This is a genomic window from Streptomyces narbonensis (assembly GCF_014649015.1).
GTDB classification, from domain to species: domain Bacteria; phylum Actinomycetota; class Actinomycetes; order Streptomycetales; family Streptomycetaceae; genus Streptomyces; species Streptomyces narbonensis.
Genome location: NZ_BMSF01000008.1, coordinates 222,007 through 247,026 on the forward strand (window position 1 = coordinate 222,007; position 25,020 = coordinate 247,026).

Sequence of the window (25,020 nt, forward strand, 5' to 3'; positions counted from 1 at the left end):
GTGGTGAGGGTGTTCGGTCCGCGTACGGCCCCACAGTAGTCCGGTGTCCTCCATGCAGTCAGTTGTAGGATGACTGGGCAACCGGGCGAATGGAGAGGTCGGAACGGCATGGCACTCAAGGCGGCGGGGCGGACCTCGCTGGTGGACTCCGTCGTGGAACAACTGCGCGCGCAGCTCACGGACGGGGAGTGGGCGGTCGGCGACCGGATCCCCACCGAGCACGAGCTCGCGCAGCAGCTCGGCGTGGGCCGCAACACCGTCCGCGAAGCGGTCCGGGTCCTCGTCCACGCCGGCCTCCTGGAGTCCCGGCAGGGCAACGGCACCTTCGTCAGGTCGACCACAGACCCGGCCGCCGTCCTGCGCGGGGTGCGCCACGCGGGCGCCGCGGACGTCCTCGAACTGCGGGTCGCCCTGGAGGCGGAGGCCGCCAGACTCGCGGCCGTACGCCGGGACACCCACGACCTGCTGCGGCTGCGGGCGGCCCTGACCACCCTGCGGGAGGAGGGCGACCGGGACGCGGACGCCGACCTCGCCTTCCACCTGGCGGTCGTGGGCGCGACGCACAACGCGACCTTCGTCGAGGTCTACCGCTTCTTCTCCGCCCAGGTGCACGAGGTACTGGTGGAGGCGCTCGGCGACCGGGAGATGCCGCCCGTCGACATAGACGCACACGAGGCCCTGGTCGAGGCGGTCGAAGCGGGTGATCCGGAGGCGGCGGAGCGCCAGGCCCGGGATCTGCTGCGGGTCCCGATGGAGACGGTGGCGACCCTGACCGAGGGGACGGGCCGGAACCGGTGAGCACGGAGATACGCACGGCGGACGAGGCCCGAGCGGGGGTCTCCGGGGCCGCCGGAGCCGGGGTCGAGGCCGGAGCCGGGGCCGGAGCCGGGGTCGGAGCCGAGGTTGGGGCCATGGCCGTGCGGCCGACCGCAGGAGTGGCTGCACGGCGTGCGCTGCTCGCGCATCCGGCGGTGCTGCTGGTCGGGATCGTGCTGGCCTCGCTGAACATGCGGGTCGCCCTGGCGAGCGTGGCGCCCCTGGTCGGCGAGATCTCCGCCGCCTTCGGGCTCTCCTCCACGGCGAGTTCGCTCGTCACCTCGGTCCCGGTCCTGTTCCTGGGCGCGGGCGCGCTGGTCGCTCCGTGGCTGGGGCGCCGCTTCGGCCCGGAGCGGGTGCTGTTCGCCGCGCTTCTGCTGCTCGGCGTCGGCATCCTCGCGCGCGTGCTGCCGTCCGTGTACGCGCTGTACGGCGGCGGCATCCTCGTCGGCACGGCGATCGCCCTGCTGAACGTCCTGATGCCGGGGCTGATCAAGCGGGACTTCCCCGACCGGGCCGCGGCGATGACCTCCGTCTACACGGGCGCGCTGATCGCGGGCGCGACGGTGGCGGCGGCGGCCTCGGTGCCGCTGGAGGAGGCTCTCGGCGGCGGCTGGGAAGCATCACTCGGCTTCTGGTCACTGCTGGCCGGAGTTGCGGCACTCGCCTGGCTTCCACAGGTGCTGATCGCCAAGGGGCGTACCGGACACGAGGTACGGGCCGTCCCGGCCGGCGGCGCCCCGCCGGTGAGTGTCTGGCGCTCGCCGCTGGCCTGGCAGGTGACCCTGTTCATGGGCGGCCAGTCGCTCTGGTCCTACGTCCTGATCGCCTGGATGCCGACGATCTTCACCGACCACGGGATGAGCCGCTCCACAGCGGGGGTGATCTTCGCTTTCAACACCCTGACCCAGATCGTGGGTGCCTTCGCGGTGCCGCTTCTCGCGGGCCGGATGCGGAGTCAGCGCCCGCTGATCGTCCTGGTCACGACGCTGGTCGCGGCCGGTTACGCCGGTCTGCTCGTCGCACCGGCCGAGGGCGCCTGGCTCTGGGCTGCACTGCTCGGCGTCGGCCAGGGCGGCGCGCTCGGCCTCGCGCTGACCCTGATCGTGCTGCGCTCGGGGGACGCGGTGACCGCGTCCAGGCTGTCGGGGATGGCCCAGACGGTCGGCTATCTCCTCGCCGCGGCGGGTCCGCTGGCCGCCGGCGCCCTGCACCAGGCCACCGACTCCTGGACGCTGCCGATCTCGCTCGTCCTGGGCGTCTGCGTGGCCTCACTCGCGGTGGGCCTGCTCGCGGCCCGCAACCGCACGGTCTGAGACCTCGGGCTCCGAGCCGGCCGGCCCGGAGGCCGGCCCGGGTCTCACGGCCGAGGGCCGACCCGGCTCTCAGGTGCTGAGGCCGACCCGGATCTCACGGCCGGGGGGCCGACCCGGAACCGCGCGGTGGGCGAGTGGGGGGCGGCGGTACGGCTCCGGGTGGGCCTCCCGGAACCGGGACGACGCCCCTCGGAGCCGTACCGCCGCTCTGTCCTCCCCGTCCTGGGCCTACTCCTCGCCCGCCAGGGTCAGCGTCCGCAGCTTGTGCCCGGCGAACCAGGTCGCCGCGACCGTGACCGCCACGAGGAGGACGGTCGCCGTGGTGAGACCGACCTCGGAGTCGATCAGACCGTCTCCGGTGACCTTCTCCGCGAGCGCGAGCGACCACTGCTGGACGCTCAGGGTCTTCGCGCCGGAGATCAGGGAGCCGAAGAGGGTCTCCCAGACCAGGGCGTACACGAGGCCGATGACCACCGCGTGCCGGCTGATCGTGCCGAGCAGCAGGAACATCGCGCTGTAGGCGATGGAGGCCACCAGGGCCGCCACCGTATAGGCCACCGCGACCTGCTGGCCGTTGCCGTTGAGGACGAAGCCGGCGATCAGCGTCGGTACCGCCGAGAAGACCATGGTGACGGCGACCGCCACGATGAGCTTCGTGAAGATGATCGTGGGCCGCTTCACCGGCTTGGACAGCAGATAGACGATCGAGCCGTCGTCGATCTCCGGCCCGATCGCGCCCGTCCCGGCGATCACACCGATCAGCGGCACCATCGTGGCCAGCGCGAAACCGCCCAGGACGTCGGCGGCGACCTGGTCGTCCGCGCCGTTGAAGCCGCGCACCGCCGCCGCGATGAGCACCAGAAAGGCGGGCAGCAGGAAGAGGATCAGCGCCCGTCGGCGGCCGAGGAGTGCACGGTAGGTGAGCCGGGCGACTGTGGGGTTGTACATCGGTCAGGCTCCTTTCAGGCCGCGACGAGGTAAGAGAAGACCGATTCGAGGGACTCGTCCGAGGGCGAGACCGTCAGGAGGCGGATGCCCCGGTCCTTCGCGACCTGGGGCAGCAGCTCCGTGAACCGCCCGAAGTCCACCGCCTGGACGCGCAGTCCGCCCTCCGCGTGGTCGACCTCGATCCCGGCCGTGGACGGGTCGGCGATCAGCGCGGCGGCAAGGGCCCGGTCGTCGCTGGAGCGGACGAGGTAGCGGTGCGGCCTGTCCGTCATGAGTCGGCGGATCTTGCGGAAGTCGCCGGAGGCCGCGTGCCGTCCGGCCACGATCACCTCGATGTGGGACGCGAGCTGCTCGACCTCCTCCAGGATGTGCGAGGAGAACAGGACCGTACGGCCCTCCGCGCCCATCCGCCGCAGCAGGTCCATCAGCTGCATGCGCTGGCGCGGGTCCATGCCGTTGAACGGCTCGTCCAGGAGGAGCACGGACGGCTGGTGCACGAGGGCCGAGGCCATCTTCACGCGCTGCCGCATGCCCTTGCTGTACGTGGAGATCTTGCGGTCCTGGGCGTACTCCATCTCGACCGTGGCCAGGGCGTCCTGGGCCTCCTTGGCTCCGAGGCCCTGAAGCTCCGCGTTGGCCACGACGAACTCGCGACCGGTGAGGAAGTCGTACATCGCCTCCCGCTCGGGGACGACACCGATCTGGCGGTAGACGGACTCGTTCCCCCAGATCTTCTGTCCGTCGAGCGTGACACTGCCCGTGGACGGGTCGAGGAAGCCGCCCATCATGTTGATCAGGGTGGACTTCCCGGCGCCGTTCGGCCCGAGGAGGCCGGTGACGCCCGGGCCCACCGACATCGTGACGTCGTTCACGGCCACGACGTTTCCGAACCAGCGGGAGACGTGGTCGATGTGGAGGGTGGTCACAGCCCGACCTTTCGGTAGCGGCGCATCAGGATGCCGTACGAACCGGCGATGAGCGCGAGGACGACCAGCACGTAGACCACACCGACACCGGCGCCCGGGCCCCCACCGTCGGGGAAGGCGCTGGGCGCGCCGAGGAAGGCGGTCTGCAGACCGTCGATGAGGGTCATCGGCGAGAAGAGGCCGAGCCACTGGATGGCGTCCTGGTTCTCCGTGACGTAGGCGATGCCCATGAGGGTGGACACCGCTCCGTAGGAGACGGTCAGGACGGCGATGACGGCGGCGACTCCGAAGCCGCGGCGGGGCGTGAGGGCCGCCATGACGAGGCCTATGCCGCCGAAGAGCAGCGAGAGCAGGGTCACGGAGACGAGTCCCTGGCCGAACATCTTGGTCTGCTCGGCGAAGTCCAGCTTGGCGAGCAGCGAGCCGATCCAGAGGATCAGCAGCGGGGACGCGGTGAGGACGAAGAGCGCCGAGGCCATCGCGCCGAACTTGGCGAGGACGTAGTCCGAGCGCTCGATCGGGCGGGAGAAGTACAGCGACACCGACCTGAACCGGAGGTCCCGGGAGACGGACTGGGGCGCCTGCGAGGCCAGGTAGATGCTGATGACGACCTGGAGGTAGATCGCGTACTCGGTGTACTCGATGGAGAGCTTGGACTGCTTCGCGACCACGGCGACCGCGACGATGATCAGCGCCGGGACGCACATCACCGCGAAGAGCAGCATCGGCAGCACCTTCGACTTGGCGCTGCGGCCGAGGCCGTAGGCGCCGCGCAGGGACTGCGAGAAGAGCGACCGGCGTGCGTAGGCCCGGCCGAGGCGCGGGCCGTCGTAGGACCGGTAGCCGATGTTGTGGATCTGCGTCGTGTCGGGAGCGGCCTGGGAGGGGCGGGGCAGCTGGGTGCTCATCGGGCCTGCACCTCCTCGTGCCGCGGGGGCGTCTCGGGCCGGAAGACCTCGGCGATGTGGTGGCGGCGCTGCTCCATGCGGACGAGACCGAGGCCGAGACCGGCGACGATGTCCCGCACGAGGTCGTACGTCTCCTCGCCGGCCGCCTCCAGGAGCAGGATGTGACCGGCGCCCGGCAGGCCGTCCTCCACACCCGGGTGGAGCACGACACCGGCTTCGGTGAGGGCGGCGCGGAGCGCTCCCGTCCCGTCGGGGTGGGTGTCGGAGTCGGTGACCTCGACGGCGAGCGTCGTGGTGGTCCGGGTGAAGTCGCTGGTGGAGCTGGAGCGGAGCAGCTGCCCGCCGTCGATGACGACGACGTGGTCGCAGGTGCGCTCCAGCTCGCCGAGGAGGTGCGAGGTCACGAGGACGGAGATGCCGAAGTCGGTCCAGACGCGGCGGATCAGTCCGAGCATCTCGTCGCGGCCGACCGGGTCGAGGCCGTTGGTCGGCTCGTCGAGGAGGACCAGCTTCGGGTCGTGGACGAGGGCCTGCGCGAGCTTCACCCGCTGCTTCATGCCCGTCGAGTAGCCGCCGATGGGGCGGTACCGCTCCTCGTACAGGCCGACATGGCGGAGGGTGTCGGCGGTCCGCTCCCGGGCCGCTGTCGGGGGCAGGCCCGACATCCGCGCCATGTGGACGACGAACTCGGTGGCCGAGACGTCCGGGGGCAGGCAGTCGTGCTCCGGCATGTAGCCGACCTGCTCGCGGATCTGCGCGCCGGAGGTGCTGACGTCGAGGCCGAGCACCTCGGCGCGGCCCTCCGTGGCGGGGGAGAGTCCGAGCAGGATTTTGATCATGGTGGACTTGCCGGCTCCGTTGGCACCCACCAGTCCGGTCACACCGGGCCCGATGTCCAGGGAGAGCCGGTCGAGAGCGGTCACCCGGGGGAACCGCTTGCTGAGGCTTTCGGTCGCGATCACAGTCACGGTACGACCGTAGTGGTGTGCGCCACAGCGGTCGTCAGCCCAACGGCTCGATCCTTCTCCGACCATAGGAGTACAAGCCCGTAGGGAAGTCGCGACAAAAGTCTTTTTCCACAATCGGCGGCCCGGCCTTTTCCACAGGCCGGCGTCCGACCTCTTGACTCAGCCGCCGAGCATTGTCACATTCATCGGTGTCAAGTTACGGACGCGTAGTGCGATCGGGCGCTCACACACGGGACGGCGGATGGCATGGGCTCAGCAGTGACAGGCGAACTCTCCGCGGAGCTGAGGGGATTCAGGGAAGTACAGCGGCTCTCGTACGAGTGCGCCGAAGCCGTCGCGGCGCAGCTCAAGCCCGGCGTGACGGAGCGCGAGGCCGCCCGGATGCAGCGGGAGTGGCTGTACGAGCGCGGGGTGCGGGACTGGTTCCACCGGCCGTTCGCCTGGTTCGGGGACCGCACGGCCTTCGTCGACTTCAAGATCCCCCTGCAGTTCTTCCCGACGAACCGCCGCCTGGAGGCGGGGATGCCGTTCATCCTCGACATGGCGCCGGTCTACAAGGGCCACACCGCCGACATCGGCTACAGCGGCTGCCTGGGCCTCAACCCCCTGCACGACAAGCTGCTCGCCGACCTCCGCGACCACCGCGAGCTGATCCTGCGCGAGGTCCGCGAGCGCCGCACACTGCGTGAGATATACGAGGACGTGGACCGGCTCATGGTCCGCCAGGGGTACGCGAACCGGCACCGGGCCTACCCCTTCGGCGTCATCGCCCACAAGATCGACCGGGTGAAGGAGCGTCGCTGGTCGCCGACCCTCTTCGGCTTCGGCACCCAGGCGCTCAAGGGCCTGGCGAGCGACACGATCCACGGCCACCGGGACGGATGGTCGCCGCTCTGGTCGCCGTACACGTTCTCCGACCACCCGCCCGTGCCCGGGCTGTGGGCGGTCGAGCCGCACCTCGGATTCCGGGGTACGGGCGCGAAGTTCGAGGAGATCCTGGTCGTCACCGACTCGAAGGATCCCGAGCAGAGCGCGTTCTGGCTGGACGACGATCTGCCGCACGTGCGGCGCTGGAACGAGGGGGCGGTCTGATGGCAGGGCTCAGGGGCGCAGGGCCCGCGGGCGCGGGAAAGAGTGCCGGGCTCAAGGGCGCGCGGGAGCGCTGGGTCCGCACCGGCGGGGTCGAGCTGTGCGTCGCGGAGCTAGGCGACACGGACCGGCCGACCGTGGTGCTCGTCCACGGGTACCCGGACTCCAAGGAGGTCTGGTCGGAGGTCGCAGCCCGCCTGGCCGAGGAGCACCACGTGGTGCTGTACGACGTCCGGGGCCACGGCCGGTCGACGGCCCCGGCCCCGCTGCGCGGCGGCTTCACCCTGGAGAAGCTGACGGACGACTTCCTCGCGGTCGCCGACGCCGTCAGCCCTGACGGGCCGGTCCATGTCGTCGGCCACGACTGGGGCTCGGTGCAGTCCTGGGAGTTCGCCACCGTCCCGCGCACCGAGGGCCGGATCGCGTCCTTCACCTCGATGTCGGGACCGAGCCTCGACCACTTCGGGCACTGGATCAAGCAGCGGATGGCCAGGCCCACCCCGCGCCGGGTCGGGCAGCTCCTCGGCCAGGGTGCCAAGTCCTGGTACGTGTACATGCTGCACACGCCCGTGCTCCCGGAGCTCGCCTGGCGCGGGCCGCTCGGCAAGCGCTGGCCGAAGATCCTGGAGCGGGTCGAGAAGGTCCCCGCCGGCGACTACCCGACGCCCTCGCTGCCGAGCGACGCGGCGCACGGCGCCTGGCTCTACCGGGACAACGTCCGCGCCCGGCTCGGCAGGCCGCGTCCCGACGCGTACGCGCACGTGCCCGTGCAGCTGATCACGCCGACCGGTGACGCCTTCCTCTCCGAGCGGCTCTACGACGACCTGGGCTCCTGGGTGCCGGACCTGACCCGGCGCACCCTGCCCGCCAAGCACTGGGTGCCGCGCACGCGCCCGGACCAGCTGTCCGCCTGGATCGCCGACTTCGTCCGAGCCAACGAGGAGCCGGCGGCCGGGGCCTCGGGTCCGCGCCGGCCCGGCGCGGCGGCGAAGAGCGGGGTGAAGCCGGAGTACGCGGAGCGGTTCGGCGGGCAGCTGGTCCTGGTGACCGGGGCCGCCAGCGGCATCGGGCGGGCCACCGCCTTCGCGTTCGCGGAGGCCGGCGCCCGGATCGTGGCGGTGGACCGGGACGCGGAGGGCGCGGGCCGTACGGCCGAGATGGCCCGGCTGATCGGCGCCCCCGAGGCCTGGGGCGAGACGGTCGACGTCTCCGACGAGCAGGCGATGGAGAAGCTGGCCTCGAAGGTGGCGAGCGAGTACGGAGTCGTCGACGTCCTGGTCAACAACGCGGGCATCGGGCTCACCGGCTCCTTCTTCGAGACGACGAGCGAGGAGTGGAAGCGGGTCCTGGACGTCAATCTGTGGGGTGTGATCCACGGCAGCCGGATCTTCGGCGCGCAGATGACCGCGCGCGGCCAGGGCGGGCACATCGTGAACACCGCCTCCGCGGCGGCCTTCCAGCCCTCCCGGGCACTGCCCGCGTACAGCACCTCGAAGGCAGCCGTCCTGATGCTCAGCGAGTGCCTGCGTGCCGAACTGGCCGACCAGGGCATCGGGGTGTCCGCGATCTGCCCCGGCATCGTCAACACCAACATCACCGCGACCACGCGGTTCGCGGGGGTCACGGACGCCGCCGAGGAGAACCGGCGCCAGAAGAAGGCGTCCCGCCTCTACGGCCTGCGGAACTACCCGCCGGAGAAGGTCGCGGACGCGATCCTCGGGGCGGTCCTGCATGACCGGGCCGTCGTCCCGGTGACCCCCGAGGCCCGGGGCATACACGCCCTTTCCCGGCTGAGCCCCGGCGCTCTGCGGGCGTTCGCCCGCTGGCAGCCGCCCGCGTAGGCGGGTCCCGCCCTCCGCGTCCGCCGGGCGCGGAGAGCGGGGGCGGAAGGGGCGGAGTGACGCGGGAGGGCCGGACCTGTCCGGGCGGTCGTACGATCCCTCCCAGGAGGGGCCCCGCGGCGACGGGGTGCGGGAAGCGGGCGGTGGGAGCGGGTTTGTCCGAGCAGTCAGCACAGCCGGAGTACCGGATCGAGGACCTCGCGCATCACAGCGGCGCCACGGTCCGGACCATCCGTGCCTACCAGGACCGAGGACTGCTGCCGCGCCCCGAGCGGCGCGGCAGGTCGAACGTGTACGGGGACGCGCACCTCGCCCGGCTGCGCCAGATCGCCGATCTCCTCGATCGCGGCTACACCCTGGCCTCGATCAAGGAGCTGCTGGAGGCCTGGGACACCGGCCGGGGCCTCGGCGGCGTGCTCGGCCTGGTCGCAGAGGTCCACGGGCCGTGGACGGACGAGGAGGCCGCCCGGATCTCCCGCGCGGAGCTGGACGCCCGCTTCGGTGGCACCCCGGACGAGGACGCCATCCGGGAGGCCGTCGAGCTCGGCGTACTGGAGCGACTGCCGGACCGGGAGGCCGAGGAGTACCTCGTACCGAGTCCACAAGAGCTGGCCGTGGCCGTCGAGTTGTACGCGGCCGGGGTGCCGCTTCCGGCAATCACCGGTCACCTGCGGGAACTTCGCGACCAGGTCGAGCACATCGCCTCCCGCTTCCTGGAGTTCACGACCGAGCACGTCTTCGCCCGCTATCTGGAGCACCGGCCGCCGACGGACGCGGACGCGGCCGAGGCGGCGACGATGGTGCGGCGGCTTCGGCCGCTCGCCCAGCAGACGGTCGACGCCGAACTGGCTCGGGCGATGCGCCTGTTGGCGACCCGGCACCTTCAGCTCCACCTGTCACCCGAGGACCCGCCCACGAAGGAGGAAGAGCCCCGCTCGGTGACGCTTCCGGCCGACACGATCCGTGCCGTACAGAGCCTCGTTGGCGTCGACGCCGTCGCCGCCTTCGTCACTGCCGCGACAGAACGGGAGGTAGGGAAAAGGACATTGGACTCCCTTGCCTCAAATGACCCAAAAAGGGGCTAAGTCCACCAATTAATCAGAAATAATTGAGGTGTTGTCCACAGAATCGCCAACTAGCCTGTGGATAAACAGCTTTGCTTGTGGATCAAACATGCCCGCCTGAATTCATCGGAGAACAATGGACGAACGACGCACGGTGAAGGTGTCGAAGTACCTCTCCAAGCATCTGCGCCACCAGCCCGAACGCATCGGTCTCGTCCTCGACGCGCAGGGCTGGACCGAGATCGACACGCTCCTGGGGGCGACGGCCGCGCACGGCTTCCCGATCACCCGCGAGGAGCTCGACCACGTCGTCGCGACAAACGACAAGAAGCGCTTCGCGATCGAGGGGACCCGCATCCGCGCGAGCCAGGGCCACACCGTCGAGGTCGACCTGGACCTGCCGGTCGCCGAGCCACCCGCGTACCTCTACCACGGTACGGTCGCGGACCGGCTTCCCGCGATCCGTGCGGAAGGGCTGCGCCCCATGGCCCGCCACCACGTGCACCTCTCACCCGACCGGGAGACCGCGACCCGGGTCGGCGCCCGTCGCGGCCGGCCGATCGTGCTCAGCGTCGACGCAGGCGCCATGCACCGCGCGGGACACGTCTTCCACGTCAGCGCCAACGGGGTCTGGCTGACCGACGCCGTGCCGCCGGAATTCCTCCGCCTGCCCTCCTGACGCCCCGGCCACCCGACGGCTCAGGCATGATCGTCTCCATGGCACACCCGCACCTGCCCACGACCGAATCGGCCGTCACCGCGATCCGCGAGATCGCCCAGGAGTTCCACCTGGAGATGACGGTGACCGACGACATCGGAGCGGACCAGACCTCCCGGCGCACCTCCTCCGGCGCCTTCGCGGTCCTCGACCCGGACGGGTCCCTGCCTCACGAGGCCTATGTCGAACTGGGCGGCTCGCCCTCGCTCACCGTCCAGATCTTCCCCGAGGACGACGCACGGATCACCGTCGAGAACATCGAGTTCGCCGATGTGCCCCGCGACGCGGTCCCCGCCTTCCTCCGCTCCGTCCTCGGCGGCCTCGCCCACGTGAAGGGCCGGTTCTTCCCGCCCGGCTGGTGGCTGGTCGTCCCGCTCCCCGGCGACACCACGCACAAGGAGCTCGTCCCGGGCAGCTCGCTCACCCCCTGGATGAACCGCAACGTCCGCTGATCCTTCGCGGACCGCCGTAGGCTCGAACCATGAGCCTGCGTCTGAGCACCGTGATCCTGCCCCGCGACCGTTGGCACGAGGGAGGCCGCGAGAAGTGGCGGCGTGCCGAGGAGCTGGGCTTCCACACGGCGTACACCTACGACCACCTCTCGTGGCGCACCTTCCGCGACGGCCCGTGGTTCGGTGCGCTGCCCACCCTCACCGCCGCCGCCACGGCGACCGAGCGGCTCCGCCTGGGCACCCTCGTCACCTCCCCGAACTTCCGCCACCCCGTGACCCTCGCCAAGGAGCTGATGTCGCTCGACGACGTCTCCGGGGGCCGGATCACGCTCGGCATCGGCGCCGGCGGCAACGGCTTCGACGCCACCGCCCTCGGGCAGGAGGCGTGGACGCCGAAGGAGCGGGCCGACCGGTTCGGCGAGTTCGTGCCGCTGCTCGACCGCCTCCTCACCGAGGACGCGCTGACGGAGCGGGGCACGTTCTACTCGGCGGAGGAGGTCCGGAACATTCCCGGCTGCGTCCAGCGCCCGCGGCTGCCGTTCGCGGTCGCGGCGACAGGTCCGCGGGGGCTGCGCCTTGCCGCCCGCCACGGGCAGGCGTGGGTGACCACGGGTGACCCGAAGATCTTCGAGACGGGCACCCCGGAGCAGTCGGTGGAGGCGCTGCGCGGCCAGATCGAGAAGCTCGGCAAGGCCTGCGCCGACACCGGCCGGAACGTGTCCGAGCTCGACAAGATCCTGCTGACCGGCTTCACGCCGGACCGCGGTCGTCCGCTCCAGTCGCTGGACGCCTTCGTCGACTTCGCCGGCACCCACCGGGACCTCGGCTTCACCGAGATCGTGATCCACTGGCCGATCGCGGACTCCGACTTCGCCGCCGACCAGGCCGTCTTCGAGAAGATCGCCACCGAGGCCCTCGCCCAGCTGGGCTGAGCCACCCGCCACCGCCGCGGCCCGCCGATGCCCCCGGGGTCACGTCGCACGCCGGGCGTGCCCGCGCCGCAGGGCCAGCAGGACCGGTGCCCCGGTCGGCGCGGGCCGCCCGGGGCAGACGTCGAAGTGGCTGACCCGGCAGGTGTCGGACGGTACGGCGGGACCGAGGTTGACCGCCGTACCGTCGCCCGCGACGCGCCAGCGGCTGCCCGCCGGAACCACACGGGTCGGCAGCTCCCCCGGCTCGATCATGACCCAGCGCCCCCGCACCGTGCGGTGCCAGTCGGCGTCCGCCCCGCACGCACCGCAGGTCGCGGGCGACGGGCTCCGCGCGTCCGGCACGGCCCTCCCGGTGCGGGCCGCGCGCGTCACGGCCTCGGTCATCCCCGCCAGGACATCGCCGACCAAAACCGGATCACGCGCCGGGTGATCCGCTCCGGCCTGCTCACAGCTCCCGCAGAGCGCCATCCCGAGACTCGGAATCCAGATGCCGTACGGCGCACCGCAGGCCTCGCACTCCTCGCAACGCCGGCCCGAGACCATGCCCCACCCCCTGGAGATGCCGTCAGCTCATCTGGGGTCTTCCCCGCCGCGTCAAGAACCGAACGAGCGTTTTACGGCCAGATCAGGACGCTCCGGGACGGGTCGGGGCGCCGAATTCGCGTACTCATATGTGCACCTCCTCGCACGCCCGTGCGTCCGGTGCGGAACAATGGTGCGGTGACCTCTCCCCGCTCTCCGCGTCCCTCCGCTCCGGTGACTCCGGCGACCCGGCTGATCGCCACCGACCTCGACGGCACGCTTCTGCGCGACGACAAATCCGTCTCCGAGCGCACGATCGCCGCGCTCGCCTCGGCGGAGCGGGCCGGTATCGAGGTCTTCTTCGTCACCGGCCGACCCGCTCGCTGGATGGACGTCGTCAGCGACCACGTCCACGGCCACGGCATGGCCATCTGTGCCAACGGTGCCGCCGTCGTCGACCTCCACGCGGGAGGCACCTTCCTGGAGGTCCGCCCGCTGGAGCGGCCGGTCGCCCTCGACGTCGTACGGGCCCTGCGCGCCGCCGCGCCCGGCACCTCCTTCGCGGTCGAGCTCACCACCGGCATCCACTACGAGCCGAAGTACCCGCCCTTCTTCCTCGACCCCGGCGCCACCGTCGCGACCGCCGAGAAGCTCCTCTTCGAGGAGGCGCCCGGCGCCGCCGCCCCGGTGCTCAAGCTGCTCGCGCAGCACCCGGAGCTCGACCCCGACGCGTTCCTGGCCCTGGCCAGGGAGGCCGCCGGCAACCTGGCCTCCTTCACCCGGTCCAGCCCCACGGCTCTCCTGGAGGTCAGCGGCCTCGGCGTCTCCAAGGCCTCCACCCTGGCCCTCTGCTGCGCCGAGCGCGGCATCGCGGCCGAGGAGGTCGCCGCCTTCGGCGACATGCCCAACGACATCGAGATGCTCAGCTGGGCCGGCCGGTCGTACGCGATGGGAAACGCCCACCCCGACGTGATCGCGGCCGCCTCCGGCAGCACGGTCGGCAACAACGACGACGGGGTGGCGGTCGTCATCGAGCGACTCGTGGCGGAGGCGCTGGAGGCTCGGCGGGACACCACCCCGTAGCCGGGTGCGCCACCTCTTGCCGGGTACGTCCGCCGTTCCCGCGTAGCCGGGCACGGCCGGCGTTCACCCGTAACCGGGCACGGCCGCCGTTCACCCGTAACCGGGCACGGCCGGCGTTCCCTCTTTATCCGGGCACGGCCGCCGTCCCCCGTAGCCGAGTACGGCCAGCGTCGCCCCCCCGTAGCCCGGTACAGCCGCCGTCGCCCCGTGCCTACAGCGGGGCCTCCCACACCACCGTCGTGCCGCCGCCGTCCTCCCCGAGGCCCGGCCCGCACCAGCTCGCGCCGCCCAGCGACTCGGCCCGCCGCGCCAGATTGCGCAGACCGCTGCGCCGCCCGCCCGCCGGGATGCCGACGCCGTCGTCCGCGACCGAGAGCCGCACACCGGCCGAGCCGTCGGGCAGCGTGACCGTGGCGTCGAGGACGACCTCGATCCGGGTCGCCTCCGCGTGCCGGAAGGCGTTCGAGAGGGCCTCGCGCAGGGCGGCGATGAGGTTCTTGCCGGTGAGGTCGCCGACCGCCGAGTCGATCACGCCGAGGAAGCGGTGCGCGGGCTTGAAACCGAGCGGCACGGCCGCCATGTTGATCTCCCGCAGGACACGGGTGCGCAGCCCCGACGGAGCCTCGGCGGGTCCCTGCTGGAGCGCGAAGATCGCCGTACGGATCTCCTGGATGGTCACGTCCAGCTCGTCCACGGCCTTGCCCACGCCCTCGCGCACGGCCGGCACGATCGACTTCCGCTGGGCGCTCTCCAGCATCATGCCGGTGGCGAAGAGCCGCTGGATGACCAGGTCGTGCAGGTCGCGGGCGATCCGGTCCCGGTCCTCGTAGACGGCGAGCCGCTCCCGGTCCCGCTGCGCGTCCGCCATCATCAGCGCGAGCGCCGCCTGCGAGGCGAACTGCGTGGCGAGCGTCCGCTCCGTCTCCGAGAACGGGCGCGCGCCCCGCACCCGGGGCGTGGCGAGCGCGCCGAGGACCCGCCCGCCGCTCTGCAGCGGCAGCATCATGCTCGGGCCGTACGCGGAGGTCAGCCGGCTGATCATGCGCGGGTCCGTCGAGGCGTCCGCCACGAAGACCGCCTCGCCCTTCAGGAGCTGCTCGACCACGGCGCTCTCCGGCGGGATCACGACGCCCAGCGACTTGGTGGCGCGGGGCGAGGACACGGCGACGATCTCCAGGCCCCCCTCCTCGGCGGGCAGCAGCACGATGCCCGCGTCCGCGTCGGCGAGCCGGCGCGCCTGCTCGGCGACGACCGTGAGCGCGTCGTCCGCGTCGCCGCCGGAGAGCAGCGCCGTGGTGACGGCGACCGAGCCGTCGATCCACCGTTCGCGCTGCCGGGCGGCCTCGTAGAGGCGGGCGTTGCCGATGGCGATCCCCGCCTCCGTGGCGAGCACCCTGACCATGTGGACGTCGTAGTCGTTGAACTCGCCGCCGTGCTTCTCGGCGAGGTAGAGATTGCCGAAGATCTCGCCCTGGACCCGGATGGGAACGCCGAGAAAGGTCCGCATCGGCGGATGCCCCGGCGGAAAGCCGGCCGCGCGGGGATCGGTGGACAGGTCGGCGAGCCGGATCGTCTGCGGGTCGCGGATGAGCGCGCCGAGGAGCCCGGCGTGGCCGTCGGGGAGACGCCCGATCCGGCGAGCGGTACCCGCGTCGACGCCGAAGGTGACGAAGTCGGAGAGTCCCTCGCCCTCCTCGTCGACGACCCCGATCGCGGCGTAGCGGGCGTCGGCGAGTTCGGCGGCCGTCTCGCAGATCCGGTCGAGGGTGGAGTGGAGTTCGAGCCCCGTACCGACCGAACGCATGGCCTCCAGGAGCTGCGGTACGCGGGCGGTGAGCTCCGTGGACAGCCCCTGGAGGCTGCGCGTGGCCTGAGTTGCGGCTTCCAGGGGGTCCGAGGGGTCGGACGCTGCGGCGGTCATGGGCCTGAGCCTAGTTAGTCCGATTTGGCGAGAAAAGTCGGCTGGTCGGCCCCTGCCCTTCTCATGCCCCGGACACAGCCCGGTCCGTCCCAGCCCCGGACACAGCCCGGTCCGTCCCAGCCCCGACGACGAGCAGATCGGTCTCGCGTTCCTGCTCCAGCATCCGGCGCAGCGGGCCCTCCGCCTCCGCGAGCTCGGCGTACGGACCGCGCTGCACGGTCCGGCCCTCGGCCAGGACCACCACCTCGTCGACGGCGTCGAGCCCTTGCAGCCGGTGGGTGATGAGGACGGTGGTGCGGCCCTCGGTTGCCCGCAGCAGGTCGTCGGTGAGCGCGTCGGCGGTGGCCAGGTCGAGGTGTTCGGCCGGTTCGTCGAGGACGAGGACGGGGAAGTCGGCGAGCAGGGCGCGGGCGAGCGCGAGGCGTTGCCGCTGGCCGCCCGAGAGCCGGGAACCGTGCTCGCCCACGAGGGTGTCGAGCCCGGCCGGGAGGCCGTCCACCCAGTCGAGGAGACGGGCCCGGCGCAGCGCGTCGCGCAGCTCCTCGTCGCTCGCCCCGACCTTCGCGAGCCGCAGGTTCTCGCGGACGGAGCTGTCGAAGATGTGGGCGTCCTGGGCGCAGAGGCCGACGAACCGCCGGACCGCGTCGCCGTCGAGCTCCCAGGCGGGCACGCCTCCGATCCGGTACATACCGTTCTCCACGTCCAGGAAGCGCAGCAGCACCTGGGCCAGGGTGGTCTTGCCGGAACCGGAGGCGCCGACGACGGCCACCCGGCGCCCGGCCTCCAGGGTGAGACCGAAGTTGGCGAGGGCCGCCCGGTCCTGCCCGGCGTGCCGTGCGGAGAGCCCGGTCAGCACCAGGGGGAACGGATCCGCCGGGGGAGCCGCAGGGTCGGCCGGCTCGTGTACGGGCACGGGGGCGTCGAGCACCTCGAAGACCCGCTCGGCACTGTGCCGGACGCGCTGCCGGTACTGGACGGCGAGCGGCAGGCCGGTGACGGCCTCGAAGGCGGCGAGCGGCGTCAGGACGACCACGGCGAGGGCCACTCCGTCGAGCCGCCCGTCCCGTACGGCCTGGACACCGACGAGTGCGGCGGCCACGACCGTCAGGCCGCAGACCACCGCGGAGAGACCGGCGCCGAGCGCGGTGGCCGCGGCCTGGCGCGAGGCGATGGAGGTGAGGTGCCGGTCGGCGGTCCGGGTGCGCTCGACCCGTCCGGGCAGCGCGCCCGCGACCGTCAGCTCGGCACAGCCGCGGAGCAGGTCGGCCACCGCGGTCGCCAGGCCGCCGCGCGCGGGGGCGAGCCGGCGCTCGGCCCGGCGGGCGACGGCCCCGCCGACGGCCGGGACGGCGATGCCCGCGACGAGCAGGCCCACGGCGAGGACGGCCCCGGCCTCGGGCAGCATCCAGGCGGTGAACCCGGCGGACGCGACGCCCACGACGAGGGCGGCGCCCACCGGGAGCCACCAGCGCAGCCAGTAGTCCTGGAGCGCGTCGACGTCCTGGACGAGCCGGGAGAGCAGGTCTCCGCGCCGGGTGCGGCGCAGCCCCGCCGGGGCGATCCGCTCCAGGCGGCCGTAGACGGAGACCCGGAGCTCGGCGAGCATCCGGAGCACGGCGTCGTGCGAGACGAGCCGCTCGGCGTACCGGAAGACGGCCCGGCCGATGCCGAAGGCGCGCGTGGCCGTGACGGCCATCATCAGATAGAGCACGGGCGGCTGTTCGGAGGCCCTGGAGATGAGCCAGCCGGACACGGCCATGAGCCCGACGGCGGAGCCGAGGGCCAGGCTCCCGAGCAGCAGGGCGAGCGCCATGCGGCCCTTGAGCTCTCCTGCCATGTCCCGGACCCGCCCGAGCACCGACCGCCCGGAACCCGCCCCGGCCGCCTCGCCCGAGACCCTGCCGGACGAAGCTCCCGAGTCCGCCACCGCTCCGGCCGAGCCGACCGCTCCGGCCGATCCCGAGTCGTACGCCTCCGACCCGCCGGACTCCGACTCGACAGAACCCGAAGACTCCTCGTCGGCCACGGCCACGGATGCGTTCCCGTCCACGGCGGCAGCCGAATCGGCCTCCTCCGCAGCCGGAACCAGGCTCACCACCCGGTCCGCGACCGCGAGCAGCGCCGGACGGTGGACCACCAGCAGGACTGTCCGGCCGGCCGCGAGGCGCCGGACCGCGTCCACGACCCCCGCCTCCGTCTCGCCGTCCAGCGCGGCCGTCGGCTCGTCGAGCAACAGCAGGGGCCGGTCGGCCAGGAACGCCCGCGCGAGCGCCAGACGTTGGCGCTGACCCGCCGAAAGACCGGCACCGTCCTCGCCGAGCTGGGTGCCGAGCCCCTCCGGAAGCCCCGCCACGAACCCGTCCGCCCCGGCGTCCCGCAAGGCTTCCCGTACCGCCTCGTCCGAGGCGTCCGGGCGGGCCAGCCGTACGTTCTCGGCGATCGTCCCCGCGAAGAGGTACGGGCGCTGCGGCACCCAGGCGACCCGCGACCGCCACGCCTCCAGATCCAGCGATGCGAGCTCCTCGCCGCCGACCCGGACGGAGCCGCCCTCCTCCGGCGCCACGAAGCCGAGCACCACGTCGAGGAGCGTCGACTTCCCGACGCCGCTCGGCCCGACCAGCGCCACCGTCTCGCCGGGCTCGACCGTCAGCGTCGCCGCGTCGAGCGCCGGTTCGGCGCGCCCCGCGTGTCGCACGGTCACCCGGTCGAGCTCCAGCCGCACGGAGTCCGGAACCGCCCCCGTACCGCCGGCGCGTACCGGCTGCTCCAGGACCTCGAAGATCTCCTCCGCCGCCGCGAGCCCCTCGGCCGCCGCGTGGTACTGCGCGCCTACCTGGCGCAAGGGGAGATAGGCCTCGGGAGCCAGGATCAGGATGACGAGCCCGGTGTACAGATCGAGCTCGCCGTGGACGAGCCGCATGCCGATGGTCACGGCGACGAGCGCGACCGACAGGGTCGCGAGGAGTTCCAGGGCGAAGGAGGAGAGGAACGCGATGCGCAGGGTGCGCATCGTCGCCTGCCGGTACTCCGAGGTGATCGTGCGGATGGACTCGGCCTGGGCCTTCGCCCGACCGAAGATCTTGAGGGTGGGCAGGCCCGCCACGACGTCCAGGAAGTGGCCGGAGAGCCGGGAGAGCAGCCTCCACTGCCGGTCCATCCGTGCTTGCGTGTACCAGCCGATGAGGATCATGAAGACCGGGATGAGCGGCAGCGTCCCGACGATGATCGCCGCCGAGACCCAGTCCTCGGTGACGATCCGCGCGAGGACCGCCACCGGCACGACCACCGCGAGACCGAGCTGCGGCAGATAGCGCGCGAAGTAGTCGTCGAGCGCGTCCACGCCGCGCGTCGCGAGCGCGATCAGCGAACCGGCCTTCTGGCCGCTCAGCCAGCCGGGCCCGAGCGCGGCCGCGCGTACGAGCAGCCGGCCACGGAGTTCGGACTTGACGGCTGCGCTCGCCCGGTGGGCGGCGAGCTCGGTGAGCCAGGAGACGAGCCCCCGCCCCACCGCGACTCCCGCGAGTAGCAGCAGAGGGGTGGTCAGATCGGAAGCCGCCAGGCCCTCCTGGAAGGCCCCCACCACGATCTCGGCGATGAGCATCGCCTGGGCGACGACCAGCGCCGCCCCGGCCAGACCGAGCACGACCACCGCGGCAAGGAAGAAGCGGGTGGCCCGGGCGTACCGGAGCAGACGCGGGTCGATCGGTTTCACGTGAAACATGCCCCTCTGGTGAGCGTCGGCTAGTGAGCGTCAGCGATGTGTTGCGTACCGATGCGCTTACGGAACACCCAGTAGGTCCAGCTCTGGTACAGCAGCACCAACGGGGTCGCGATCGCCGCGCACCAGGTCATGATCTTGAGCGTGTAAGGGCTCGACGACGCGTTCGTCACGGTGAGACTCCACTCGGGGTCGAGCGAAGACGGCATGACGTCGGGGAAGAGCGCGAGGAAGAGCATCGCCACCGCTGCGGCGATCGTCACACCCGAGAGCGCGAACGACCAGCCCTCGCGCCCCACCCTTATGGCACCGATCGCGCCGACGAGCGCCACCACGGCGACCAGCATCGCGCCGAGGCTCCAGCTGTCCCCCGTGTCGACCTGGGTCCAGATCAGGAAGGCGAGCGCGAGCACGGCCGTGAACAGACCCAGCTTGAGCGCGAGCGCCCTGGCGCGCACCCGGATGTCACCGACCGTCTTGAGCGACGCGAAGACCGCGCCGTGGAAGGTGAAGAGGGTGAGCGTGACCAGCCCACCGAGGAGGGCGTACGGGTTGAGGAGGTCCCAGAAGGTGCCGACGTACTCCATCTCCGCGTCGATCTTCACGCCACGGACGATGTTGCCGAAGGCCACGCCCCACAGGAACGCGGGGATCAGGGAGGTCCAGAAGATGGCCTGCTCCCAGTTGCGCTGCCAGTTCTCCTCGGGCCGCTTCGCCCGGTACTCGAAGGCGACACCCCGGACGATCAGGCAGACCAGGATGATCAGCAGGGGCAGGTAGAAGCCGGAGAAGAGCGTCGCGTACCACTCGGGGAACGCGGCGAAGGTCGCCCCGCCGGCGGTGAGCAGCCACACCTCGTTGCCGTCCCAGACGGGACCGATCGTGTTGATGAGGACCCGCTTCTCGACCCGGTCGCGGGCGAGCAGCTTGGTCAGGACGCCGATCCCGAAGTCGAAGCCTTCGAGGAAGAAGTAGCCGATCCAGAGGACGGCGATGAGTACGAACCAGACGTTGTGGAGTTCCATGCCTCGTTCTCCTGACCTCAGTACGAGAAGGCCATGGGCCGGTCGGGGTCGCGGGAGTCCCCGCCGATCTTGGTGGGCGGGTTGAGGTCGTCCTCCGTGAGCTCCGGCGGGCCGGCCTTGATGTACTTCACGAGGAGCTTGACCTCGATCACGGCGAGGACGGCGTAGAGCGCGGTGAAGACGATCATCGAGGTGAGCACCTCGCCCGTGGTGGTGCCGGGGGAGACCGCGTCCCGGGTGCGCAGCACGCCGTAGACGACCCAGGGCTGACGACCCATCTCGGTGAAGATCCAGCCCCAGGAGTTGGCGATCAGCGGGAACGCCATGGTCCAGAGGGCGACGATCCAGTACCACTTGGTGAAGCGGGGGCTGAGCGCCTTCCGCCTGAACAGGACCAGGTTCGGCACTTCGTCCTCACCGGTCCGCATCCCCGGTGCCAGCATGAACTTCTTGCGGGTCAGCCAGAGGCCGAGCATGCCGATGCCCAGCGAGGCCATGCCGAAGCCGATCATCCAGCGGAAGCCCCAGTACGCGACGGGGATGTTGGGCCGGTAGTCGCCGGGGCCGAACTTCTCCTGCTCGGCCTTGTTGATGTCGTTGATGCCCGGGACGTACGAGGTGAAGTCGTCGTTCGCCAGGAACGACAGCAGGCCCGGGATCTCGATGGCCACCTTGTTGTGGCCCTTGTCGACATCGCCGTACGCGAAGATCGAGAACGGCGCGGGTGCCTCGCCGTCCCAGAGGGCCTCGGCGGCGGCCATCTTCATCGGCTGCTGCTTGAACATGACCTTGCCGAGCAGGTCACCGCTGATGGCGGTGCCGAGGCCGGCGATGATCAGGGTGATCAGGCCGAGCCGCAGCGAGGTCCGCATCACCGGGATGTGCTTCTTCCGCGCCAGGTGGAAGGCGGAGATGCCGACCATGAACGCGCCGCCGACCAGGAAGGCCGCCGTCATCGTGTGGAAGAACTGGGTGAGGGCGGTGTTCTGGGTGAGCACCAGCCAGAAGTTGGTGAGCTCCGCCCGGCCGCGCGCCTCGTTGATGCGGTACCCGACGGGGTGCTGCATCCAGGAGTTCGCCGCGAGGATGAAGTAGGCGGAGAGGATGGTGCCGATCGAGACCATCCAGATACAGGCGAGGTGGATCCTCTTCGGCAGCTTGTCCCAGCCGAAGATCCACAGGCCGATGAACGTGGACTCGAAGAAGAAGGCGATGAGCGCTTCGAAGGCGAGCGGGGCACCGAAGATGTCGCCGACGAAGCGGGAGTAGTCGGACCAGTTCATGCCGAACTGGAACTCCTGGACGATGCCGGTGACGACACCCATGGCGATGTTGATCAGGAAGAGCTTGCCCCAGAACTTCGTCGCCCGGAGGTACTTCTCCTTCTCGGTCCGGACCCAGGCGGTCTGGAGACCGGCGGTAAGGGCGGCCAGGGAGATCGTCAGAGGGACGAAGAGGAAGTGGTAGACGGTGGTGATGCCGAACTGCCAGCGCGCCAACGTCTCTGGTGCAAGAGCGAGGTCCACGTCGTTTTCTCCTTACATCGCCGTGGTCACATCGGCAGTTTGCCCCGTTAATCCCACTAATTTAGGGATGAACCAGGACACGCTTGTGAACGCGTTCACATTCACAAGCATTATGGCTCATACGAAATCCGTACCTTCAGTCGGGGTCCCCGTACCGAAGGTCACCTCTTCCCAGGACCTTCAACATATTGTTGAATCCGGGGCATGACCCTTCGGATACGCATCGTCTGGCCCGCCGGACACACCACGGCGACCCTTGAGGAGACCCCCACGAGCACGGCGCTCGCGAGGGCTCTCCCGATCTCCTCCACCGCCCGGACGTGGGGCGAGGAGGTCTACTTCGACACCCCGGTATCGGTCCCCGTCGAGGACGGCGCTCGCCAGGTCGTCGAGCCCGGCACGGTGGCCTTCTGGACGGACGGCGACGCGCTCGCCCTCCCCTACGGCCCGACCCCGATCTCACGGGGAGACGAGTGCCGGCTGGCGAGCCCCTGCAACCTCCTGGGCGCGCTGGACGGCGACCCGCGGATCCTGGCCACCGTCAGGGACGGCGACCCGATCCGCGTGGAGCCCGTGGACTAACCCTCGCTGCGGAAGCCCTCCGCCGCCTTCAGGAACAGGTCATTCGCCTCGGTCTCACCGATCGTGACGCGCACGCCCTCACCCGCGAACGGCCGCACCATCACGCCGTGCCGCTCGCACTCCGCCGCGAAGTCCAGCGTCCGCTCGCCGAGGCGCAGCCAGACGAAGTTCGCCTGGGTGTCCGCCACGGTCCAGCCCTGGGCCACGAGCCCCGCGTGGACCCGCTCGCGCTCGGCCACCAGCGAGCCGACCCGGCCGAGCAGTTCGTCCTCGGCCCGCAGCGAGGCCACCGCCGCGTCCTGCGCCAGCTGGCTCACCCCGAACGGGACCGCCGTCTTGCGCAGCGCCGCAGCCACCGGCTCGTGGGCCACCGCGAAGCCGACCCGCAGCCCCGCCAGGCCGTACGCCTTGGAGAAGGTGCGCAGCACCGCCACGTTCGGCCGGTCGCGGTAGAGCTCGATGCCGTCCGGGATGTCGGTGTCGCGGACGAACTCGCGGTACGCCTCGTCGATCACGACCAGGACGTCGGAGGGCACCCGGTCGAGGAAGCGCTCCAGCTCGGCCCGGCGGACCGCGGTGCCCGTGGGGTTGTTGGGGTTGCAGACGAAGATCAGCCGCGTCCGGTCGGTGATCGCCGCCGCCATCGCGTCGAGGTCGTGCACCTCACCGTCGGTCAGCGGCACCTGCACCGAGGTGGCACCGCTGATCTGCGTGATGATCGGGTACGCCTCGAAGGAGCGCCAGGCGTAGATCACCTCGTCGCCCGGGCCCGAGGTGGCCTGGAGCAGCGACTGCGCCACCCCGACCGAGCCCGTGCCCGTCGCGATGTGCGAGACGGGCACGCCGAAGCGGTCGGCGAGCTCCTGCATCAGGCCGGTGCAGGCCATGTCCGGGTAGCGGTTGAAGTTCGCGGCGGCGGCCAGCGTGCTCTCCATGACCCCGGGCAGCGGCGGATAGGGGTTCTCGTTGGACGAGAGCTTGAAGGCCACGGGACCGCCCGTGGCGGCCGGCTTGCCCGGCTTGTAGGTGGGAACACCGTCCAGCTCGGCGCGCAGCTTGGGGCTGCCGGTGCTCGTCCCGCTGGTCTCGCTCACAGTGTGGCCTCCTCGACCGTCCGTACCGCCAATACTCCTCACCTTATGAGGATTCCCCGCCGCTGCGAATGGCCTGTGGACAACAGGAGGGACACGCTGTGGAAAGAGGGGGAGCGCGGGCCCGGGTGGCGCGCGCCGGTGGCGGGCGCCGTGGCGCGCATCCCCCGTAGAGGTGAGTTGAGACCTCTTCGAGACCTCGCCCCCACGCCAGGCCTACGGCGTTCGACAACCCTAGGTCGCATGCAAAAGCCCTTAACAACCTTCAATTCTATGCCAGTTGACGAATTTCGATCATGCAGAAACGTGCCTGCCAATGCCTGCATATGCGGCCGTCCCGACCGCCCCTCATCGCCCTACTATCGGCTCGCCATGACAGCAGCAGGGAAGCACCAGGTGAGCCGGGCACAGACCCGGGGAAGCCGGCAGGGCCGGGCAGGCATCCGGGACGTGGCCGCCGCCGCCGGGGTCTCCATCACGACTGTCTCCGACGCGCTCAACGGCAAGGGCCGACTCCCGGACGCCACCCGCCGCCACGTCCGCGAGGTCGCCGACCGGCTGGGCTACCGCCCATCCGCGGCGGCCCGCACGCTTCGTACGGGCAAGTCGGGACTCATCGGCCTGACCGTGACCACGTACGGGGATGAACCTTTCACCTTCACCGAATTCGCATACTTCGCGGAGATGGCCAGAGCAGCCACATCGGCAGCACTCGCCCGGGGCTACGCCCTGGTCATCCTCCCCGCCACCTCCCGCCATGACGTCTGGTCGAACGTCGCCCTCGACGGCACCGTCGTCATCGACCCCTCCGACCATGACCCGGTCGTCACCGAACTGGTCCGGCAAGGCCTCCCCGTCGTCTCCGACGGACGCCCCGCCGGCACCCTTCCGGTCACCGCCTGGGTCGACAACGACCACGAAGCCGCCGTCCTCGATCTGCTCGACCACCTCGCCGACGCCGGCGCCCGCCGCATCGGCCTCCTCACCGGAACCACCACCGACACCTACACCCGCCTGTCCACCACCGCGTACCTCAACTGGTGCGAGCGGGTCGGACAGGACCCCGTCTACGAGGCCTATCCGGCGCACGATCCGTGCGCGGGCGCCGTCGCGGCCGACCGGCTGCTCGCCCGCCCGGACCGACCGGACGCCGTGTACGGCCTCTTCGACCCCAACGGAACCGACCTCCTCGCGGCCGCGCGCCGCTACGGACTGCGCGTCCCGGAGGACCTGCTGCTGGTCTGCTGCAGCGAGTCCACCGTCTACGCCACCACCGAACCGCCCATCACGACGCTCTCGCTCAAACCACGCAGGATCGGCACGGCCGTCGTCCAGCTCCTCATCGACGCCATCGAGGGGATCGATACGGACGGTCCGGTCGAGCAGGTGATACCGACCGAACTCATCGTCCGTACCTCCTCACAGCGGCGGCCGCCGCGCACCACGGTCAGCCCGCCGCGCTCACCCGCGAAGGACTGACCGAGCCTCACCCGACCCGCCGCCCCCCGCCCCTGCCCGTGGGCAGGGGCGGCGAAACCGGGCACCGTACCGGCTTCAACCCTGGACTGGACCTT

The 25,020-nt window shown here is 71.2% G+C and carries 21 protein-coding genes; 11 read left to right on the forward strand and 10 right to left on the reverse strand.

Annotated features, from left to right (window positions below; translation table 11 throughout):
• The first annotated feature begins 108 nt into the window (after positions 1 to 108).
• Both IE124_RS17585 and IE124_RS17590 read left to right on the forward strand, forming a co-directional pair.
• Complete coding sequence (locus tag IE124_RS17585) at positions 109 to 798, forward strand: FadR/GntR family transcriptional regulator (protein WP_189508698.1); 690 nt, start codon at positions 109 to 111, stop codon at positions 796 to 798.
• Between the two features lie 113 nt (positions 799 to 911).
• Positions 912 to 2,132 (forward strand): CynX/NimT family MFS transporter, encoded by a 1,221-nt coding sequence (locus IE124_RS17590; RefSeq protein ID WP_189508829.1) that lies wholly within the window; start codon positions 912 to 914, stop codon positions 2,130 to 2,132.
• A gap of 228 nt (positions 2,133 to 2,360) precedes the next feature.
• Here IE124_RS17590 and IE124_RS17595 read toward each other — a convergent pair whose 3' ends face one another.
• The 4 genes from IE124_RS17595 to IE124_RS17610 are packed head-to-tail and all read right to left on the reverse strand — an operon-like array spanning position 2,361 to position 5,876.
• Positions 2,361 to 3,080 (reverse strand): ABC transporter permease, encoded by a 720-nt coding sequence (locus IE124_RS17595; RefSeq protein WP_189508699.1) that lies wholly within the window; start codon positions 3,078 to 3,080, stop codon positions 2,361 to 2,363.
• A 14-nt stretch (positions 3,081 to 3,094) separates the two neighbouring features.
• Positions 3,095 to 4,006, reverse strand: coding sequence for an ABC transporter ATP-binding protein (locus tag IE124_RS17600; protein ID WP_189508700.1), 912 nt, complete (start codon positions 4,004 to 4,006; stop codon positions 3,095 to 3,097).
• The gene (locus IE124_RS17605) at positions 4,003 to 4,914 is read right to left on the reverse strand and encodes an ABC transporter permease subunit (RefSeq protein ID WP_189508701.1); all 912 of its coding nucleotides are present in this window, start codon (positions 4,912 to 4,914) and stop codon (positions 4,003 to 4,005) included. The genes IE124_RS17600 and IE124_RS17605 overlap by 4 nt, the downstream gene beginning before the upstream one ends.
• Complete coding sequence (locus tag IE124_RS17610) at positions 4,911 to 5,876, reverse strand: ABC transporter ATP-binding protein (RefSeq protein ID WP_189508830.1); 966 nt, start codon at positions 5,874 to 5,876, stop codon at positions 4,911 to 4,913. Before IE124_RS17610 ends, IE124_RS17605 begins: the two co-directional genes overlap by 4 nt.
• Positions 5,877 to 6,128: 252 nt before the next feature.
• On the opposite strand from IE124_RS17610, the gene IE124_RS17615 reads away from it, so the two are divergent.
• The 6 genes from IE124_RS17615 to IE124_RS17640 all read left to right on the forward strand — a co-directional run bounded on the left by IE124_RS17615 (position 6,129) and on the right by IE124_RS17640 (position 11,978).
• The gene (locus tag IE124_RS17615; RefSeq protein WP_189508702.1) at positions 6,129 to 6,974 is read left to right on the forward strand and encodes a M24 family metallopeptidase; all 846 of its coding nucleotides are present in this window, start codon (positions 6,129 to 6,131) and stop codon (positions 6,972 to 6,974) included.
• Positions 6,974 to 8,812, forward strand: coding sequence for an SDR family oxidoreductase (locus IE124_RS17620; protein ID WP_189508703.1), 1,839 nt, complete (start codon positions 6,974 to 6,976; stop codon positions 8,810 to 8,812). The genes IE124_RS17615 and IE124_RS17620 overlap by 1 nt, the downstream gene beginning before the upstream one ends.
• 155 nt (positions 8,813 to 8,967) lie before the next feature.
• Positions 8,968 to 9,897 (forward strand): MerR family transcriptional regulator, encoded by a 930-nt coding sequence (locus tag IE124_RS17625; protein WP_189508704.1) that lies wholly within the window; start codon positions 8,968 to 8,970, stop codon positions 9,895 to 9,897.
• A gap of 115 nt (positions 9,898 to 10,012) precedes the next feature.
• Positions 10,013 to 10,555 carry an RNA 2'-phosphotransferase gene (locus IE124_RS17630; RefSeq protein ID WP_189508705.1) on the forward strand — a complete coding sequence of 181 codons (543 nt, stop codon included), beginning with the start codon at positions 10,013 to 10,015 and terminating at the stop codon, positions 10,553 to 10,555.
• 38 nt (positions 10,556 to 10,593) lie between these two features.
• Positions 10,594 to 11,046: a hypothetical protein gene (locus tag IE124_RS17635; RefSeq protein ID WP_189508706.1), complete on the forward strand. Its 453-nt coding sequence runs from the start codon at positions 10,594 to 10,596 to the stop codon at positions 11,044 to 11,046.
• Positions 11,047 to 11,075: 29 nt separating this feature from the next.
• Positions 11,076 to 11,978: an LLM class flavin-dependent oxidoreductase gene (locus IE124_RS17640; protein ID WP_189508707.1), complete on the forward strand. Its 903-nt coding sequence runs from the start codon at positions 11,076 to 11,078 to the stop codon at positions 11,976 to 11,978.
• Between the two features lie 39 nt (positions 11,979 to 12,017).
• On the opposite strand, the gene IE124_RS17645 is transcribed toward IE124_RS17640, so the two are convergent.
• Positions 12,018 to 12,362 (reverse strand): DUF6083 domain-containing protein, encoded by a 345-nt coding sequence (locus IE124_RS17645; RefSeq protein WP_229832530.1) that lies wholly within the window; start codon positions 12,360 to 12,362, stop codon positions 12,018 to 12,020.
• A gap of 336 nt (positions 12,363 to 12,698) precedes the next feature.
• Here IE124_RS17645 and IE124_RS17650 point away from each other — a divergent pair, with 336 nt between their 5' ends.
• Positions 12,699 to 13,583 carry a Cof-type HAD-IIB family hydrolase gene (locus IE124_RS17650; RefSeq protein ID WP_189508708.1) on the forward strand — a complete coding sequence of 295 codons (885 nt, stop codon included), beginning with the start codon at positions 12,699 to 12,701 and terminating at the stop codon, positions 13,581 to 13,583.
• 211 nt (positions 13,584 to 13,794) lie between these two features.
• Here the strand turns inward: IE124_RS17650 and IE124_RS17655 are convergent, their stop codons facing one another.
• The 4 genes from IE124_RS17655 to IE124_RS17670 all read right to left on the reverse strand — a co-directional run bounded on the left by IE124_RS17655 (position 13,795) and on the right by IE124_RS17670 (position 21,773).
• Positions 13,795 to 15,504, reverse strand: coding sequence for a sensor histidine kinase (locus IE124_RS17655; protein WP_189508709.1), 1,710 nt, complete (start codon positions 15,502 to 15,504; stop codon positions 13,795 to 13,797).
• A 61-nt stretch (positions 15,505 to 15,565) separates the two neighbouring features.
• A complete protein-coding gene (gene cydD, locus IE124_RS17660) occupies positions 15,566 to 19,216 on the reverse strand; it encodes a thiol reductant ABC exporter subunit CydD (protein ID WP_189508710.1) in 3,651 nt (1,216 codons plus the stop codon).
• 29 nt (positions 19,217 to 19,245) lie between these two features.
• Positions 19,246 to 20,247 carry a cytochrome d ubiquinol oxidase subunit II gene (gene cydB / locus IE124_RS17665; protein WP_189508711.1) on the reverse strand — a complete coding sequence of 334 codons (1,002 nt, stop codon included), beginning with the start codon at positions 20,245 to 20,247 and terminating at the stop codon, positions 19,246 to 19,248.
• Positions 20,248 to 20,264: 17 nt separating this feature from the next.
• On the reverse strand, positions 20,265 to 21,773 hold the full coding sequence (locus IE124_RS17670; RefSeq protein ID WP_189508712.1) for a cytochrome ubiquinol oxidase subunit I: 1,509 nt from the start codon (positions 21,771 to 21,773) through the stop codon (positions 20,265 to 20,267).
• Between the two features lie 204 nt (positions 21,774 to 21,977).
• Here IE124_RS17670 and IE124_RS17675 point away from each other — a divergent pair, with 204 nt between their 5' ends.
• Entirely contained in the window at positions 21,978 to 22,355 is a 378-nt protein-coding gene (locus IE124_RS17675) for a cyclophilin-like fold protein (protein ID WP_055642417.1), read from the forward strand.
• Here IE124_RS17675 and hisC read toward each other — a convergent pair.
• A complete protein-coding gene (gene hisC, locus IE124_RS17680; protein ID WP_189508713.1) occupies positions 22,352 to 23,449 on the reverse strand; it encodes a histidinol-phosphate transaminase in 1,098 nt (365 codons plus the stop codon). The two genes, IE124_RS17675 and hisC, sit on opposite strands and share 4 nt — an antisense overlap.
• 369 nt (positions 23,450 to 23,818) lie before the next feature.
• On the opposite strand from hisC, the gene IE124_RS17685 reads away from it, so the two are divergent.
• Complete coding sequence (locus IE124_RS17685; protein ID WP_189508714.1) at positions 23,819 to 24,925, forward strand: LacI family DNA-binding transcriptional regulator; 1,107 nt, start codon at positions 23,819 to 23,821, stop codon at positions 24,923 to 24,925.
• Positions 24,926 to 25,020 lie beyond the last annotated feature (95 nt).

Bases quoted from the DNA above. Each gene is read 5' to 3' on its own strand.
- IE124_RS17585 (WP_189508698.1), top strand. From the start codon at position 109: ATGGCACTCAAGGCGGCGGGGCGGACCTCGCTGGTGGACTCCGTCGTG.
- IE124_RS17590 (WP_189508829.1), top strand. From the start codon at position 912: ATGGCCGTGCGGCCGACCGCAGGAGTGGCTGCACGGCGTGCGCTGCTC.
- IE124_RS17595 (WP_189508699.1), bottom strand. From the start codon at position 3,080: ATGTACAACCCCACAGTCGCCCGGCTCACCTACCGTGCACTCCTCGGC.
- IE124_RS17605 (WP_189508701.1), bottom strand. From the start codon at position 4,914: ATGAGCACCCAGCTGCCCCGCCCCTCCCAGGCCGCTCCCGACACGACG.
- IE124_RS17615 (WP_189508702.1), top strand. From the start codon at position 6,129: ATGGGCTCAGCAGTGACAGGCGAACTCTCCGCGGAGCTGAGGGGATTC.
- IE124_RS17620 (WP_189508703.1), top strand. From the start codon at position 6,974: ATGGCAGGGCTCAGGGGCGCAGGGCCCGCGGGCGCGGGAAAGAGTGCC.
- IE124_RS17630 (WP_189508705.1), top strand. From the start codon at position 10,013: ATGGACGAACGACGCACGGTGAAGGTGTCGAAGTACCTCTCCAAGCAT.
- IE124_RS17635 (WP_189508706.1), top strand. From the start codon at position 10,594: ATGGCACACCCGCACCTGCCCACGACCGAATCGGCCGTCACCGCGATC.
- IE124_RS17640 (WP_189508707.1), top strand. From the start codon at position 11,076: ATGAGCCTGCGTCTGAGCACCGTGATCCTGCCCCGCGACCGTTGGCAC.
- IE124_RS17645 (WP_229832530.1), bottom strand. From the start codon at position 12,362: ATGACCGAGGCCGTGACGCGCGCGGCCCGCACCGGGAGGGCCGTGCCG.
- IE124_RS17655 (WP_189508709.1), bottom strand. From the start codon at position 15,504: ATGACCGCCGCAGCGTCCGACCCCTCGGACCCCCTGGAAGCCGCAACT.
- cydB (WP_189508711.1), bottom strand. From the start codon at position 20,247: ATGGAACTCCACAACGTCTGGTTCGTACTCATCGCCGTCCTCTGGATC.
- IE124_RS17675 (WP_055642417.1), top strand. From the start codon at position 21,978: ATGACCCTTCGGATACGCATCGTCTGGCCCGCCGGACACACCACGGCG.
- IE124_RS17685 (WP_189508714.1), top strand. From the start codon at position 23,819: ATGACAGCAGCAGGGAAGCACCAGGTGAGCCGGGCACAGACCCGGGGA.